Below are 13,339 nucleotides of genomic sequence, written 5' to 3' on the forward strand. Positions count from 1 at the left end.
GGGGATGGCTGTGCCGCGCGGACGGTTTCAGGCGTTTACTCTGCGAGCTGCGCCTGAATCTGGTCGTACAGGCCGTCGGACCATTCGGGGAACATGCCGTAGACCGCCATCGCCTTTTCCTTGAACGGCGCGGTGTCGGGGTAGGTCACGGTGACGCCCGCTGCCGTCATCTCTTCAAGGATCTTTTCATCCTGCGCGGCGGCGACTTCCTGACTGTAGATGCCGGCCTGATGGCCGGTTTCGTGCAGCATCTCGATCACTTCGGGGTCGAGCGTGTCGAAATAGGCCTGACCGCCAAGCCACAGCGAGGTGTTCTGCAGATAAGAGATCATCGACAGTTCCTTGGCCTGCTCGTGCAGCTTCTGGCCGTAGAGAACCGGCAGCGGGTTTTCCACGCCGTCGATCACGCCCTGCGTCAGCGCCGGGTAGACATCGCCCAGCGCCATCGGGGTGGGGGTGCCGCCCATCGCCTCGATGGCGCGGATCTGCATGATGTTGTTGGGCGTGCGGATCTTCATGCCCTGCAGATCTTCGGGGGTTTCGACCTTTTTCGTCGCAAGCAGCTGGCGGGTGCCATACAGGTAGTTCTTGATGACGATGTGGATGCCCTGCTCTTGCAGCGCCGCCTCTTTTTGCTTGAACCAGTCGGATTCGTAGATCTTGAACAGGCTCTCGGCGTCATCGGTCAGGAACGGCCCGAACAGAATGCCAAGGTCGGGGTCGTAATCGGTCAGGAAGCCGACATCGGCGATGGTGATGACATTGACGCCCAGCATCGCCTGCTCGATCACGTCCTTCTTCGCGCCCAGCTGCGAGGAGGGGTAGAGCTCCAGCACCACGTCGCCGTCCGAGGCTTCGGCGACAAGATCTTTCCAGTGGTTCATCACCATGTCGGCGGGCTCGCCGGGGTTGTTCTCATAGGCGATGCGCACGGTGGTCTCGGCCATCGCGGGCATGGCAAGCAGCATCGCGGTGGTGGCGCCCAGCAGGGATTTGGTCAGATGTTTCATGGTTCTCCTCCGGTATTTTTGTCTTGTGTCGTGGGTATTCGTGCCTGCACCGGCCAGATCGAAAGCGGCTCGGGGCGGCAATCGCGCGATGCCAGCCAGCTGGCCAGCACCTCGCCCGAATGCTGGAAATGGCCTGACAGGGCGGCGCTGAGCGCGCTGTCATCGCGGGCGACAAGCGCGGCGATGATCCGGTCATGGTCGGCCATGGATTTGTCGGTGTCCTGCTTTTGCGTCTTGCCGACCTCGAGGTAGTAGCGCAGCGGGGTCGCCAGCACGTCGTACATGCGCTTGAGCACCTCGTTGTTCGCCGCCAGCACCAGCCCGTAGTGGAAATCGTAGTCCGCCTGCGCGGCTTCGGCGGCGGTCAGCGCGGTGCCGATGCGTTCATTGGCGGCGCGGATCGCGGCGATCTGGCTATCGGTGGCGTGGCAGACCATCAGCGGGGCGGCGCCGGTCTCGTTGATGCGGCGAAAGTTCAGCACATCGGTAAAGCTGCGCGCCGAGGTGTCGAAGAACTGTGTCAGCTCTTGGAACATCACGCCGAAATCGGGTTTGCGCACACGGGCGCCGCGCTTGGTGCGTTCAATCAGCGACAGCGCTTCCAGATGGATGGTCGCTTCGCGAATGGTGTTGCGGGAGACGTCGAACCGCTCTGCCAGTTCGCGCTCGTTGGGCAGCAGATCGCCGGGGCGGAGCCCGTCGGCAATCTCGCGGCGCAGCGTATCGCGAATGTCCTCCACGGTCGATCGTGCCACCGGCTCCTCCTCAAGCGTCGTGACTTTGGTTGGACCATAGGGCCAAGTCAAATGGGGCGTCAAGCGGGGTTTGTGCGGTTTTCGCCAACATCGCCGCCTCAGGGGTCACGTCATCGAGGCGAGAAGGGTCTTGCGCGCGGTTGTGAGATGGTCGTCGAAAAAGCCACGGGCGGCGTTGCTGTCGCCTTGCAGGATGGCCTGAATCACCGACAGATGTTCGCGGATCGCCGCCCGGTTCCGGGTGATCTCGTCGCGCTTGTTCCACTGGTAGTGGTAATGCACGATGATCGAGATCCGATGCGAGAATTCGTCGAAGAAGCGGTTGTTCGCGGCCTCGCAGACGATGCGATGAAACCGGGCGTCAAGGGCGGGAAACTCGGACATCGCCGAATCGTCGCGGGCCAGAAGCGCGATGTGCAGCCGTTCCATCTCGCGGATCTCGGGCAGCGACGGGTGGGCGGGATCAGCGGTCAGGCAGGCCAGCGCGGCGCGTTCGATCAGTTCGCGCATGTCACACATCTCGACCGCATAGTCGCGGGTAAATCCCAGAAATGTCCAGTGTTTGTTCGGGTTCTTCTCGATCAACCCGCTGGTCCTGAAATTCAGCAGCAGGTCGCGCACGGTGGCGGTGGGCACCTTGATCTGCCGGGCGAGATCGGTTTCGTTGATGCGCGCGCCGGGGGCCAGGTCTGTGCGCAGGATCCATTCCAGAAACCGCGCTTCGGCGCGTTCCTGCGCGGGGGCGGTTTCCTCGGGGGCAAAGCGATCCTCGGGGCAGGGGGCGCGCAGCAATGTCTTGTCGCGCCCCTCCCACGCGATCACACCGGCCCCGGCAAGATGCGCCAGAACCCCGCGCGCCGTGGTGCGACTGATCGACAGGCGCGCCGCCAGATCCGCCTCGGAGCCAAGCGCGTCGCCCGGCGTGCGCGTGCCAAGATGGTCCAGTGCGGCATTCACCGCCGCTTTGAGGGTCCGGTTCTCGCGCGACATGACTCGGCTCCTGTTCATTGGATCTTGCGAGGTATGGTATTTTATTTATAAAAGACCGTAAAGGTGGCGCGACTCCGTCTGCGCCCGGTGCCTATGGAGGATCCCCGATGACCGAGATGACCGCTCTTCTGTGCGACGAGCCCGGAACCCTGACCGTGGTGCGCCGCCCTCGGCCGCAAGACAAGCCGGGCCATCTGCGCCTTGCAATTCAGGCCATTGGCATCTGCGGCACCGATTATCACATCTATGGCGGCAACCAGCCGTTTCTTCAGTACCCCCGCGTGATGGGCCACGAGCTGAGCGCGCGCGCCATGGCCGACAGCGCCGATGGCCGCATCAAGACCGGCGATCTGGTGGTGGTGAACCCCTATCTGACCTGCGGAACCTGTCGCGCCTGCGAGATCGGCAAGCCCAATTGCTGCGAGAACATCGCCGTGCTGGGCGTGCACACCGATGGCGGCATGTGCGAGGAAATCGTCGTGCCCGAGGCGAACCTGATCCCCGCCGGTGATCTGTCGCCCAAGGCCGCCGCGATGGTCGAATTCCTTGCCATCGGCGCGCATGGCGTGCGGCGCAGCGGCGTTTCGGGCGGCACGGCGCTGATTGTCGGCGCGGGCCCGATCGGCGTGGGCGCGGCGCTGTTCGCCGCCATCGCCGGGGCCAGCGTCACCCTGCGCGATACCTCGCCCGACCGGCTGCGGCTGGCGCAGGAGATCGTGCAGTCGGCGCAAATCGAACTGGTGTCCGAGGCGAGCGACACCGTTTACGACACGCTGTTTGACGCGACTGGCAACATCGGCGCGATGAACGCCGGGCTGAACTATCTCGCCCATGGCGGCAATTACGTGCTGCTGTCGGTGGTGAAGGGTGATCTGAGCTTTGCCGACCCCGAATTCCACAAGCGCGAAACCACGCTGTTCGCCTCGCGCAACGCGCTGGACGTCGATTTCCAGCACGTGATGGATTGCATGGCCAAGGGGTTAGTCCCTGTCGACAAGATCGCCACCCACAGCACCAGCATCGACGGCGCGGTCAGTGATCTGCCGAAATGGGCGGCCGATCGGGGCACCGTGGTCAAGGCGATCATCGAGGTGGCCGCATGATCACCCCCATCGTGCAATTTGGAACCTCGCGGTTCCTTCAAGCCCACGCCGATCTGTTCTTCTGCGAAGGCACGCCGGCGCGGTCGATCACCGTGGTGCAAAGCTCGGGCGACAGTGCCCGCGCCGCGCGGCTTGGGGCGCTGGCCGCGCCCGAGGGCTTCCCGGTGCGGGTGCGCGGCATGATGGACGGCGCGGTGCTCGACGAGGAACGCCGGGTGACCAGCGTCAAGCGCACTTTGTCGACCGCGCTTGACTGGGCAGAGCTGTCCCGCGTCATTACGGAAGAAGCCGAGATCATCCTGTCGAACACCTCTGACTCGGGCTTCGATGCGCAGCCCGCCGATGCTGATGCGCGCCCGAGTCAGGCGATGAGCTATCCGGCCAAGCTGTTCCATCTGCTTGCCGCGCGCTTTGCGGCGGGCAAAGCGCCGTTGACGATCTATCCGATGGAACTGATCCCCGAGAACGGCACCATCCTGCGCGCCCGCGTGCTGGAGATCGCCGCGCAGCAAGGCGCCGACGCGACGCTGATCGACTGGCTGAGCGCTTGCCTCTGGGTCGACAGCCTTGTGGACCGCATCGTCTCCGAACCCATTGATCCGGTGGGCGCGGTGGCCGAGCCCTACGCGCTTTGGGCCATCGAGGCGCAAGAGGGGCTGGTTACCCCGGTGGATCACCCGTCGGTGCAAATGGTTCCGGATCTGGAACAGATCGAGCGGTTGAAACTGCATATCCTCAACCTTGGGCACACGGCCATGGCGGCCTTCTGGATGGCGGGCGATGCCGATCCTGATGCCATCGTGCGCGAGCTGCTTGCGGGCGAGGTTGGCGGCAAGGTCAAGGCGGTGATGGAAACCGAGGTGCTGCCCGGCTTCGCCCTGCGCGGCCTTGGAGACGAAGCGCGCGCCTATATGACCGTGACGCTGGAACGCTTCGCCAACCCGTTCCTCGATCACCGCATCGCGGATATCGCGCAGAACCACGCGCAAAAGCTGGAGCGTCGCATCGGCGCCTTCTTGGCTTGGGTGCGCGAGGTGGACCCTGCCTTTGCCGCGCCGACGCTTGATGCGCTTTGCGCCAGAGAGGATGCCTGACATGGCTGCGCCGACGATCATGATCCTCGATCCCGCCGATACCGTTGCGGTGGTGCTGTCCGACATGGCAGTCGGTGAGACCCGCGAGGGCATCACCGCGGGCGCCGACATTCCGCGCGGCCACAAGGTTGCGCGCGTTGACATCGCGCAAGGGGCGCCGATCCTGAAATACGGGCAGCTGATGGCTGTGGCCTCTGCGCCGATCAAGGCGGGCGATCACGTGCATTCGCATAATTGCGCGCTGCCCGAGGGCAGCCATGCCCATAGCGCGATCGCCGCGCGGCTGCCCCAAGCCCCGTCGCGCCAGACCTTCATGGGCTATGCCCGCCCCGATGGGCGCGTGGGTACCCGCAATTTCATTGGCATCATGGCGTCGGTCAACTGTTCAAGCACCGTCTGCGACGCCATCGCCGCCGAGGCCAATCGCCTGCTGCTGCCCAAATATCCCGGCATCGACGGGTTCGCCCCCATCGTGCACGATCAGGGCTGCGGCATGTCCAACAAGGGCGAAGGCTTCGATGCGCTGGTGCGCACGCTGAAGGGCTATCGCGATCACCCCAATTTTGGCGGTGTGCTGATCGTTGGTCTGGGCTGCGAGGTCAACCAGCTGACGCTGTACCAACCCAGCGACTGGACGCGCGAGCGCTTTCATACCTTCAACATTCAAGAGGTCGGCGGCTCGCGTTCGGCGGTGCGGCGCGCTGTCGAACTGCTTGAACCCATCGCGGCGGCGGCGTCAAAGGACGTGCGGACCGAACAGCCGGTGTCGAAGCTGACGCTGGGCATGCAATGCGGCGGCTCTGACGGGTTTTCCGGCATCACCGCCAACCCGGCGCTTGGCGTGGCCTCGGATATGCTGGTCGCGGCGGGCGGCACCTCGATTCTGTCGGAAACACCCGAGATCTTCGGGGCAGAGCATCTGCTGATCGCCCGCGCCGCGCCCGAAACCGGCGCGAAGATCGAGGCGATGATCGACTGGTGGCGCGACTATGCCGAAAAGAACGGCGCCTCGCTTGATAACAACCCCAGCCCGGGGAACAAGAAGGGTGGCCTGACCACCATCCTTGAAAAATCGCTGGGCGCGGTGGCCAAGGGCGGCATGGCGCCGCTGTCCGGCGCCTATGCCTATAGCGAAAAGATCGACACCAACGGGTTCGTTTACATGGACAGCCCCGGCTATGATCCGGTTGCGGCGACGGGGCAGGTGGCGGCTGGGGCGAACCTGATCGCCTTTACCACCGGGCGCGGCTCGTGCTTCGGGGCCAAGCCGGCGCCGTCGATCAAGCTGGCGTCGAACAGTGATCTTGCGCGTTCCATGCCTGAGGATATCGACATAGATTGCGGTGTGGTGGTCGAAGAGGGCACCTCGTTGAGCGAGATGGGGCAACATATCTACGATCTGCTGCTCGACACCGCGTCGGGGCAAAAGACCGCCTCCGAGGAATTCGGCTACGGCGACAACGAATTCGTGCCGTGGAAGATCGGCGCGGTGCTCTGAGCGTCAGGCCAGAAGATACAGACCGGGGCGGTGCTGAAAGGCGCCGCCTTTTGGTTTTGAAGCAGCGCGGGTTGTACCCCACGCCCGGTGATCTATTGGTGCAGATGCGGTCAGGCGCGGGCGTGCCGCGCGCCTGACGTTCAGCGGGCTTATTCCATGCTAGGGGCTTTTGGTACCGCCAGCCCCTGCTTGCCCTGCGTGATCAATCGCGCAGAGCTTTGCCCGGTCGTATGCGACCAGAACCAGCTCCAGACCACGGCGACGCGGTTGCGGGTGCCGATCAGGAAGTAGATATGGGCAAGGCCCCAGACCCACCACGCCAGCGTACCCTTCAGCTTGATCCGGCCGAAATCGGCCACCGCAGCCTTGCGGCCGATGGTGGCAAGGCTGCCTTTATGCCGGTAGCGGAACGGCCCCGGCGCCGACTTTCCACAGATCCGATGCGCCAGAAGCCGGGCGACGTATTCGCCCTGCTGTTTGGCGGCAGGCGCAACCCCCGGCACCGGCTTGCCGTCGACGTTGGTGACCGCAGCTGTGTCGCCGATGACAAAGATCTCGGGATGCCCGGCGACCGTCAGGTCTGATCCGACGGGCACACGGCCCGCGCGATCGCCTTCGATGTTGAGCCATTGCGCCGCGCGGCTGGCCTTGACCCCGGCGGCCCAGATCGAGGTGCGGGCGGGGATGCGTGCGTCGCCGATGGTGATGGCGTCTTCGTCGCAAGCGGTCACGGCGGTGCCGCACAGCACCTCGACCCCCAGCTTTTCCAGCGCCTGCTTGGTGTAGGCCGACAGATCCTCGGGGAATGCAGCAAGCACGCGCGGCCCGGCCTCGACCAGCATGACCCGGGCTTCGCGGGTGTCGATGTGGCGGAATTCGCGCGGCAGGATGCGCTGCGCCAGCTCGGCGATGATGCCCACCAGCTCGACCCCGGTCGGCCCGGCGCCAACCACTGCAAAGGTCAGCAGCGCGGCGCGCTCTTGCGGGTCGGTGCTGCGCTCGGCGGCCTCGAAGGCCGACAGCATGCGGCGGCGGATTGCGGTTGCGTCCTCAAGGGTTTTCAGCCCCGGTGCGGCGGTCTCCCAATCGTCATGGCCGAAATAGGAATGGCGCGCGCCGGTGGCGAGCACCAGCGTATCGTAATGGATGGAGCCGCCGTCCTCAAAGCGCAGGGTCTGCGTTGCGGCATCGACGCCGGTCACTTCGGCCATCAGCGTTTCGACTTCGGGGCGGTCCCGCAGCAGGTGGCGCAGCGGCCATGCGATTTCCGAGGTGGGCAGGATCGATGTGGCGACCTGATAGAGCAGCGGCTGGAAAAGATGGTGATTGCGGCTGTCCACCAGCGTGATGCGCAGGTTGTCACCCTTCAGGTCGCGTACGCAGGCAAGCCCGCCAAAACCGCCACCAACCACCACGACATGATGCTTCTTGTCCATGTTGACCCAATGCTCCGATACTGCTGCCACCTCCCCTGGCGCTGGGCTAGGGCAGAGCCGCGCGAAAGGCCAGAGGGGTTCGCCGCATGGCAGCATTGCTCAGCAAAACGTGAGCGTCGCATTGAGCTTTTCTCATAATCATGCGGTAATTCAATGTGCTGGATGCCGTTGTATGCAGCACAAGATATCGGGATAACCTGACGCTCAGGTGAATTGTATCCTGCTGCCACTTGAGGCATTCTGTCCGAAAGCTCCTGCATGAGGAGGGCGCAAAGCCCCGTACGGAGCGTTCGAGCGGAAGGAAGACACCCATGAGAGCTTTGAGCTGCGTTCTGGCGCTGAGCGTGGTCGCCGGTTGTGGAGGCGGCCAGCGCGAGACGACATCTGTGCGTTACGCTGTCGGGCCGATCAGCAACGCCTGCAATGCCAGCGAGCGGCGGGCAAGCAATCCGAGCCTGTGCGGCTGCATTCAGGCTGCGGCGAATGTCGAGCTGTCGAGCTCTGATCAGAGCCGCGCGGTGGCTTTTTACAGGGACCCGCACAGCGCACAGGAGGTTCGCCAATCGGACCGCAAGCGCGACGAAGACTTCTGGAAACGCTATTCGGCCTATGTCGACCGGTCCGAACGGATGTGCAAAGGGCTATAAGCCCGAACGCGATCCGGGCCGCAGCGCCGCTTTGGCGCCGGCGATGGGCGGTGAGTTCTGGCATGGCATGGGCGCCCTCGCGCTGCGCGGCAGGCGCATCCTTTTCGCGGTCGTGGCCCCGCTGCGCAATCCCGATGCGAACCGGATCGCGATGTCTGTGACGCTGGAAGGGCAGGGGCGGTTTTCCGATGGGGGACGGTCCGCGGAACAATGCTTGACCTGCAAGGAGGAGTTTCGGAAAAGTTGAATGTGCCGTGCGGCAGAGAGAGGGCGGATGATGCTGATGAAGGGGGTCACCCTGCGCGGGCTCGAGGTGTTCGAAGCGCTTGCGGCAAGCGGATCGGTGGCGCAGGCCGCCGAGAAGACCGGCCTCAGCCAGCCGGCTGTCAGCCAGCAGATGCGCAATCTCGAAGCGGCGCTTGGCGCGGATCTGGTCGATCACGGACGGCGCCCGATGCAGCTGACTCAGGCCGGGCGCTCGTTCCTGCTGCGCACGCAAAGCGTGCTGGGCCAGCTGCGACTGGCGCAGAACGAGCTGACGGTGATGGACCTGACGCATCTGTCGACGCTCAACCTTGGGGTGATTGACGATTTCGACAACGATCTGACGCCGCAGCTGGTGACCATCCTTGCCGAGAACATGACCCGCTGCCGATTCAAGCTGGTCACCGCGCCGAGCCACGAGATTGCGCAGGCGATGTGCGAGCGGCGGTTACACATCGCCATCGCGGCAAGTTCCGGCGCGGTGATGGACGGGGTGATCGAATACCCGCTGGTGCGCGATCCGTTCATGCTGGTCTGCGCGCGCGGCGCGTTGGCCGAGGCTGGCGGGGCCGAGGCCTTGATGCGTGGCCTGCCGATGTTGCGCTATGATCGCGACCAGCTGATCGGACGCCAGATCGAGACGCATCTGGCCCGCCTGAAACTGGAGTATCCCGAGCGGTTCGAGATCGGCGCGCATCTGGCGCTGATGACGCTGGTGGCGCGCGGTGTTGGCTGGGGCATCACCACGCCGCTGGGCTACATGCGCGCGGGGCGGTTGCACGACCGGCTCGAAGCGCATCCGTTGCCGATGCAGGCCTTTTCACGCACCATCTCGCTGTTTGCCGCATCGGACTGGTCTGACAGGGTGCCGCGTGACGTGGCGCGCAGCATGCGCAAGCTGGTGACAGGCCTCGTCATCACCCCGGCATTGCGCCTGCTGCCATGGCTCGAGCCCGAGCTGCGCGTGCTGGCGGCGGACTGACGCGATAGCCGGGCCATAAGGTTTGCAAGCCATGGTGGGCGGGGTGCAGATCCCGCCGCGACAGATTCGAAAAAATCGAAACTGTCAGCCCGTGGCTGCCAGATAGGTGCGCACCGCCGCCTCGAATTCACGCGGTTTTTCGGCATGTAGCCAGTGGCCGGTGCCGGGAATCTTGGCAAAGCGGGCCTGCGGGAACAGCGCCCGGATGCGATCTCGGTGGCCGCGCTGCACGTAATCGCTGTCGGCGCCGGACAGAAAAAGCGTCGGCCCGTCGAACAGCGCCGATCCGGGGTCGGGAAACGCCAGAATCTTTGGCATCTCGCTGGCCAGCAGATCCAGATTCAGCTTCCAGCGGCGCTCTTTGATGTCGAGAGATTGCAGGAAAAAGGCGCGCAGCCCCGCATCGGGCAACACAGCTTCGAGCTGCTGCGCCGCATCCGAGCGCCGCTCGACCCGCGACAGATCGACGGCGCGCATCGCCTCGATGTTTTGGGTCTGGGTGTGATTATAGGTCACAGGCGCGATGTCGGCGACGATGAGGCGGTTCACCAGTTCGGGCCGGCTGAGCGCCAGCATCATCGCCGCCTTGCCGCCCATGGAATGGCCAAGCACATCGGCCCGCCCGCCGTTGGCTTCGATCACCTCGGCCAGATCGGCGGCCATGTCTTCGTAGCCGTGGGTCTGCGTCCATGGCGAATCGCCGTGGTTGCGCTGGTCGACGGCGATCACCTGCCGCACATCCGACAGGCGTTTGGCGATGACGCCCCAATTGCGCGCCGAGCCGAAAAGACCATGGACGATGACGAGGGGCGGCAGGTCGGTGGCAGCACCGTGGGAAAGAGTGTTCAGCATGTCCGAAGATCTAAGACAGCTGGGCGCCAAAGGGAATGCCGACAATTGTGCGATGTTTCGAAACCGATTGTGCGGGGCGCCTTGCATCGGGGCGGCATCTGGGCACATCTACGGGTCGGCATGATGATGGCAGAACACGATATCGGGGACGCGGTGGCGCGTCTTGAGCAGGTCTTCGAAGACAAGCTGAGGCTGCGGCGCGGCGGGTTCGAACAGCGTGCGCGGCAGGCGCGCCGGATGTTGCCACGCGGCTTGCGCGCCGATCTTGCAAGGGTGATCGAAGCGCGGCGCATGGTCGGGCACCCCAAACAGGCGCGTGTGCTTGATGGCCCCGAAGTGCTGCGCTCGGCAGAGCGGATCGAAACCCATCTGAAGCGGCTCGACCTTGCCGATCGCCGCAAGGGCAGGCTTCTGGCGCTGCTGGCCAGCCTGATGTTTGATGCGCTGTTGGTGATCGCGGTGGTGCTCGGCCTGCTGGTCTGGCGCCGATTCGTCTGAGAGAGCCCGGCTCTCAAGGCCGGATTTCGGGCGTCACTCGCGCATGGCGCGCCCGTGAAGCCGCAGGAACAGGCTCTCTTCATCGTCATTGCGAAAGAACGGCACCGACTCGGGGGTGTTGTCCTGACCGGCGCGGGCAGCAACCTCGGCCAGCACAACTTCGGTGATGAAGGGCAGGTCGAAATGCCGGATCTCGTCCAGCGCGATCCATTGCAGGTGGCTCAACTCGTCCGACGCGGCAGAGAAATCGTCGGGGTCCGAAGCAAGCGCCTCGGCGTCGACCAGAAAGAATCGCGCATCAAAGCGGCGCGGCCTGCCGGGCGGGGTGATCGCGCGGAACACGAATCGCAGGTTCGATGCGTCGGGCACATGCCCGGTGTCGGCAAAGCCCCGCCAGTCGGGCGGGGGCGCGGCCCAGTTGCCCCGCGTGCCGAGGATCTGGCCGGTCTCTTCCCACAGTTCGCGCACCGCCGCTGCGGCCAGCGCCCCCGACAGACCGGGGCGGGACTGTTCCTCGATGCGGTCTCGGCAGGCCGAGCTGAGCGCCTTGGGCAAGGGAATGTCCGCATCGCCCGCATCGACTGCGCCGCCCGGAAAGACGAACTTGTTGGGCATGAAGGCGGCACTCGCGCCGCGCTGCCCCATCAGCACCCGAGGGCTGCCGCCCCTGTTGCGCATCACGATCACCGTGGCCGCATCCCGGATCGCCGTCTTGTCGATGGGGGGTGTCGTATCCTCAGTCACGTTGTCTCCGTCTGCGAAAAGCCGTGCATGCGCCGCGCCCATTGAAACGCGATGATCGCGCCCTTGAGCCGGGGCAGAAGAAAAAGCGTCAGCGCGGTTGCACCGGTTCCCAGCACGGTGAGCAGGATCAGTGGCTCCGGTCTCCAGACCACAAAGCCGATATGCAGCGCGGGGGCCATCGCATGACCGACCAGCAGGATCGTCAGGTAAGCGGGCCCGTCATCGGCGCGGTGATGGTGCAGCGGCTCGCGGCACACCGGGCAATGGTCGCGCACCTTGAGATAGCCGCGCAGAAGCGGGCCATTGCCACAGTTCGGGCAGCGCTTGCGCAGGCCTTTCCAGACCGAGGGCCACGTCGGGCGCTCTGTCAGGGCGTCCGGGGTGTAAAGCCGCGGTGCGCCGTCCAGCGGCGCTTCGGCGGGGTCATCGCTTGATGTCATTGGTTGGTCTGTCATGTCGGAAACGATCCTCCCCATCGTCCGGCGCCAAGGTGGGGCAGGACGGCGCACAAGGGAAGGGGGCAGTTGCCCCTTGCGGCGCCTTGTCGCGAAAAGAAGGCATCGTTGCGCTGCTCACAGCGCCTGACGTTACGTCGTGCAAACTTTTCCGCTCCGTTGCGACGGAACCGCGTGGCCCCGGCGTGGAAGCTACAGATCGGCGGCCGGACAGGGTGCCGACAGGATGCGAGAAACAGGAGATCGCAGCAATGACACGCAAGGCAAAGCTTCTTATCGGCGCCGCTCTGACGGTGATCGGGACCAGCGGCTTCGTGATCGCCGCTCCCGGAGATCAGCAGCAGGGGCAAGGCCCCCGCGCCGGCGGAGCGCCGATGATGGTCGAGATGTTCAAATCGCTCGACGCTGACGGTGATGGCACCATCACGCAGGATGAGCTCACGGCTGCCGGGCCGGCCGGCGCCTTTGCCGAGGCCGATGCCAACGGCGATGGCGCGCTGGAAGCGGACGAACTGACCGCCTTTCGTCAGGCACAGGAGGCCGCCCGCGAGGCGCGCCGCCAGCAGCAGATGCTGCAACGGTTCGATGCCGACAAGGATGGCAAGCTGAGCCTTGAAGAGCTCACGGCCGGTGATCGCCGCGGCCCCGAGCGTCTGTTCACGCGGCTTGACGTGGACGAGGACGGCACGGTCAGTGCCGAAGAGCTGGCGGCGCTCGAGCAGATGCAGCCGCGGATGCGCGGCGAAGGCAAGGACGGCGAGCGCATGCGCCACGGCGATCATGGCCCGCGTCACGGTGAGCATGGCCGTCGCGACGGCGACCACGGCCCGCGCCATGGTCACAAGGGCGACCGCGAGGCACGGATGCATGGTGAGCACGGCCCGCGCGGCGAGCACGGGCCAAGGGACATGCACCGTCCGCCGATGCCGGAAGGTGACGCTCCGATGCCGCCCGCCCAGCCGGCGGAGTGACAGGACCATGCCGGGGCGGCCTTGCGCTGCCCCGGCCATT

At 65.1% G+C, this 13,339-nt stretch carries 15 protein-coding genes; 8 read left to right on the forward strand and 7 right to left on the reverse strand.

The features are described from left to right. Window positions 1-35: 35 nt before the first annotated feature. The 3 genes from KO516_RS10090 to KO516_RS10100 form a co-directional block, all read right to left on the reverse strand. Entirely contained in the window at window positions 36-1,010 is a 975-nt protein-coding gene (locus tag KO516_RS10090; RefSeq protein WP_216003660.1) for a C4-dicarboxylate TRAP transporter substrate-binding protein, read from the reverse strand. After that, window positions 1,007-1,765, reverse strand: a complete 759-nt coding sequence (locus KO516_RS10095) for an FCD domain-containing protein (protein ID WP_216003661.1) — start codon at window positions 1,763-1,765, stop codon at window positions 1,007-1,009. The genes KO516_RS10090 and KO516_RS10095 overlap by 4 nt, the downstream gene beginning before the upstream one ends. A gap of 105 nt (window positions 1,766-1,870) precedes the next feature. Continuing rightward, window positions 1,871-2,755: a GntR family transcriptional regulator gene (locus KO516_RS10100; protein ID WP_216003662.1), complete on the reverse strand. Its 885-nt coding sequence runs from the start codon at window positions 2,753-2,755 to the stop codon at window positions 1,871-1,873. Window positions 2,756-2,862: 107 nt separating this feature from the next. On the opposite strand from KO516_RS10100, the gene KO516_RS10105 reads away from it, so the two are divergent. The 3 genes from KO516_RS10105 to KO516_RS10115 are packed head-to-tail and all read left to right on the forward strand — an operon-like array spanning window position 2,863 to window position 6,450. Next, a complete protein-coding gene (locus KO516_RS10105) occupies window positions 2,863-3,858 on the forward strand; it encodes a zinc-binding alcohol dehydrogenase family protein (protein WP_216003663.1) in 996 nt (331 codons plus the stop codon). Then, window positions 3,855-4,952: a mannitol dehydrogenase family protein gene (locus tag KO516_RS10110; protein ID WP_216003664.1), complete on the forward strand. Its 1,098-nt coding sequence runs from the start codon at window positions 3,855-3,857 to the stop codon at window positions 4,950-4,952. Before KO516_RS10105 ends, KO516_RS10110 begins: the two co-directional genes overlap by 4 nt. A gap of 1 nt (window position 4,953) precedes the next feature. Further along, window positions 4,954-6,450 (forward strand): UxaA family hydrolase, encoded by a 1,497-nt coding sequence (locus KO516_RS10115; protein WP_216003665.1) that lies wholly within the window; start codon window positions 4,954-4,956, stop codon window positions 6,448-6,450. 149 nt (window positions 6,451-6,599) lie between these two features. Here KO516_RS10115 and KO516_RS10120 read toward each other — a convergent pair whose 3' ends face one another. After that, window positions 6,600-7,886, reverse strand: a complete 1,287-nt coding sequence (locus KO516_RS10120; RefSeq protein ID WP_216003666.1) for an NAD(P)/FAD-dependent oxidoreductase — start codon at window positions 7,884-7,886, stop codon at window positions 6,600-6,602. A gap of 311 nt (window positions 7,887-8,197) precedes the next feature. Between KO516_RS10120 and KO516_RS10125 the strand changes: the two genes are divergently transcribed. The 3 genes from KO516_RS10125 to KO516_RS10135 are packed head-to-tail and all read left to right on the forward strand — an operon-like array spanning window position 8,198 to window position 9,779. Continuing rightward, window positions 8,198-8,533 carry a hypothetical protein gene (locus tag KO516_RS10125; protein ID WP_216003667.1) on the forward strand — a complete coding sequence of 112 codons (336 nt, stop codon included), beginning with the start codon at window positions 8,198-8,200 and terminating at the stop codon, window positions 8,531-8,533. A gap of 43 nt (window positions 8,534-8,576) precedes the next feature. Further along, a complete protein-coding gene (locus KO516_RS10130; RefSeq protein ID WP_216003668.1) occupies window positions 8,577-8,780 on the forward strand; it encodes a hypothetical protein in 204 nt (67 codons plus the stop codon). A 30-nt stretch (window positions 8,781-8,810) separates the two neighbouring features. Beyond that, window positions 8,811-9,779, forward strand: coding sequence for a LysR family transcriptional regulator (locus KO516_RS10135; RefSeq protein ID WP_216003693.1), 969 nt, complete (start codon window positions 8,811-8,813; stop codon window positions 9,777-9,779). A gap of 84 nt (window positions 9,780-9,863) precedes the next feature. Here KO516_RS10135 and KO516_RS10140 read toward each other — a convergent pair whose 3' ends face one another. Next, window positions 9,864-10,631, reverse strand: a complete 768-nt coding sequence (locus KO516_RS10140; RefSeq protein WP_216003669.1) for an alpha/beta fold hydrolase — start codon at window positions 10,629-10,631, stop codon at window positions 9,864-9,866. Window positions 10,632-10,751: 120 nt separating this feature from the next. Between KO516_RS10140 and KO516_RS10145 the strand changes: the two genes are divergently transcribed. After that, on the forward strand, window positions 10,752-11,129 hold the full coding sequence (locus KO516_RS10145; RefSeq protein WP_216003670.1) for a hypothetical protein: 378 nt from the start codon (window positions 10,752-10,754) through the stop codon (window positions 11,127-11,129). A 33-nt stretch (window positions 11,130-11,162) separates the two neighbouring features. Here the strand turns inward: KO516_RS10145 and KO516_RS10150 are convergent, their stop codons facing one another. Both KO516_RS10150 and KO516_RS10155 read right to left on the reverse strand, forming a co-directional pair. Then, window positions 11,163-11,807: an NUDIX domain-containing protein gene (locus KO516_RS10150; RefSeq protein ID WP_252737524.1), complete on the reverse strand. Its 645-nt coding sequence runs from the start codon at window positions 11,805-11,807 to the stop codon at window positions 11,163-11,165. Between the two features lie 62 nt (window positions 11,808-11,869). Next, window positions 11,870-12,328, reverse strand: coding sequence for a DUF983 domain-containing protein (locus tag KO516_RS10155; RefSeq protein ID WP_216003672.1), 459 nt, complete (start codon window positions 12,326-12,328; stop codon window positions 11,870-11,872). Between the two features lie 251 nt (window positions 12,329-12,579). Between KO516_RS10155 and KO516_RS10160 the strand changes: the two genes are divergently transcribed. Beyond that, window positions 12,580-13,299 (forward strand): EF-hand domain-containing protein, encoded by a 720-nt coding sequence (locus tag KO516_RS10160; RefSeq protein WP_216003673.1) that lies wholly within the window; start codon window positions 12,580-12,582, stop codon window positions 13,297-13,299. Window positions 13,300-13,339 lie beyond the last annotated feature (40 nt).

The sequence above is a fragment of the Citreicella sp. C3M06 genome, assembly GCF_018860705.1.
Taxonomy (GTDB): domain Bacteria; phylum Pseudomonadota; class Alphaproteobacteria; order Rhodobacterales; family Rhodobacteraceae; genus Salipiger.

Excerpts from the sequence above, each read along its gene's own strand:
- KO516_RS10125 (WP_216003667.1), top strand. The coding sequence starts at position 8,198 with ATGAGAGCTTTGAGCTGCGTTCTGGCGCTGAGCGTGGTCGCCGGTTGT.
- KO516_RS10140 (WP_216003669.1), bottom strand. The coding sequence starts at position 10,631 with ATGCTGAACACTCTTTCCCACGGTGCTGCCACCGACCTGCCGCCCCTC.
- KO516_RS10160 (WP_216003673.1), top strand. The coding sequence starts at position 12,580 with ATGACACGCAAGGCAAAGCTTCTTATCGGCGCCGCTCTGACGGTGATC.
- KO516_RS10130 (WP_216003668.1), top strand. The coding sequence starts at position 8,577 with ATGGGCGGTGAGTTCTGGCATGGCATGGGCGCCCTCGCGCTGCGCGGC.
- KO516_RS10135 (WP_216003693.1), top strand. The coding sequence starts at position 8,811 with ATGCTGATGAAGGGGGTCACCCTGCGCGGGCTCGAGGTGTTCGAAGCG.
- KO516_RS10120 (WP_216003666.1), bottom strand. The coding sequence starts at position 7,886 with ATGGACAAGAAGCATCATGTCGTGGTGGTTGGTGGCGGTTTTGGCGGG.
- KO516_RS10150 (WP_252737524.1), bottom strand. The coding sequence starts at position 11,807 with ATGCGCAACAGGGGCGGCAGCCCTCGGGTGCTGATGGGGCAGCGCGGC.
- KO516_RS10145 (WP_216003670.1), top strand. The coding sequence starts at position 10,752 with ATGATGATGGCAGAACACGATATCGGGGACGCGGTGGCGCGTCTTGAG.
- KO516_RS10100 (WP_216003662.1), bottom strand. The coding sequence starts at position 2,755 with ATGTCGCGCGAGAACCGGACCCTCAAAGCGGCGGTGAATGCCGCACTG.
- KO516_RS10155 (WP_216003672.1), bottom strand. The coding sequence starts at position 12,328 with ATGACAGACCAACCAATGACATCAAGCGATGACCCCGCCGAAGCGCCG.
- KO516_RS10110 (WP_216003664.1), top strand. The coding sequence starts at position 3,855 with ATGATCACCCCCATCGTGCAATTTGGAACCTCGCGGTTCCTTCAAGCC.
- KO516_RS10105 (WP_216003663.1), top strand. The coding sequence starts at position 2,863 with ATGACCGAGATGACCGCTCTTCTGTGCGACGAGCCCGGAACCCTGACC.
- KO516_RS10115 (WP_216003665.1), top strand. The coding sequence starts at position 4,954 with ATGGCTGCGCCGACGATCATGATCCTCGATCCCGCCGATACCGTTGCG.
- KO516_RS10090 (WP_216003660.1), bottom strand. The coding sequence starts at position 1,010 with ATGAAACATCTGACCAAATCCCTGCTGGGCGCCACCACCGCGATGCTG.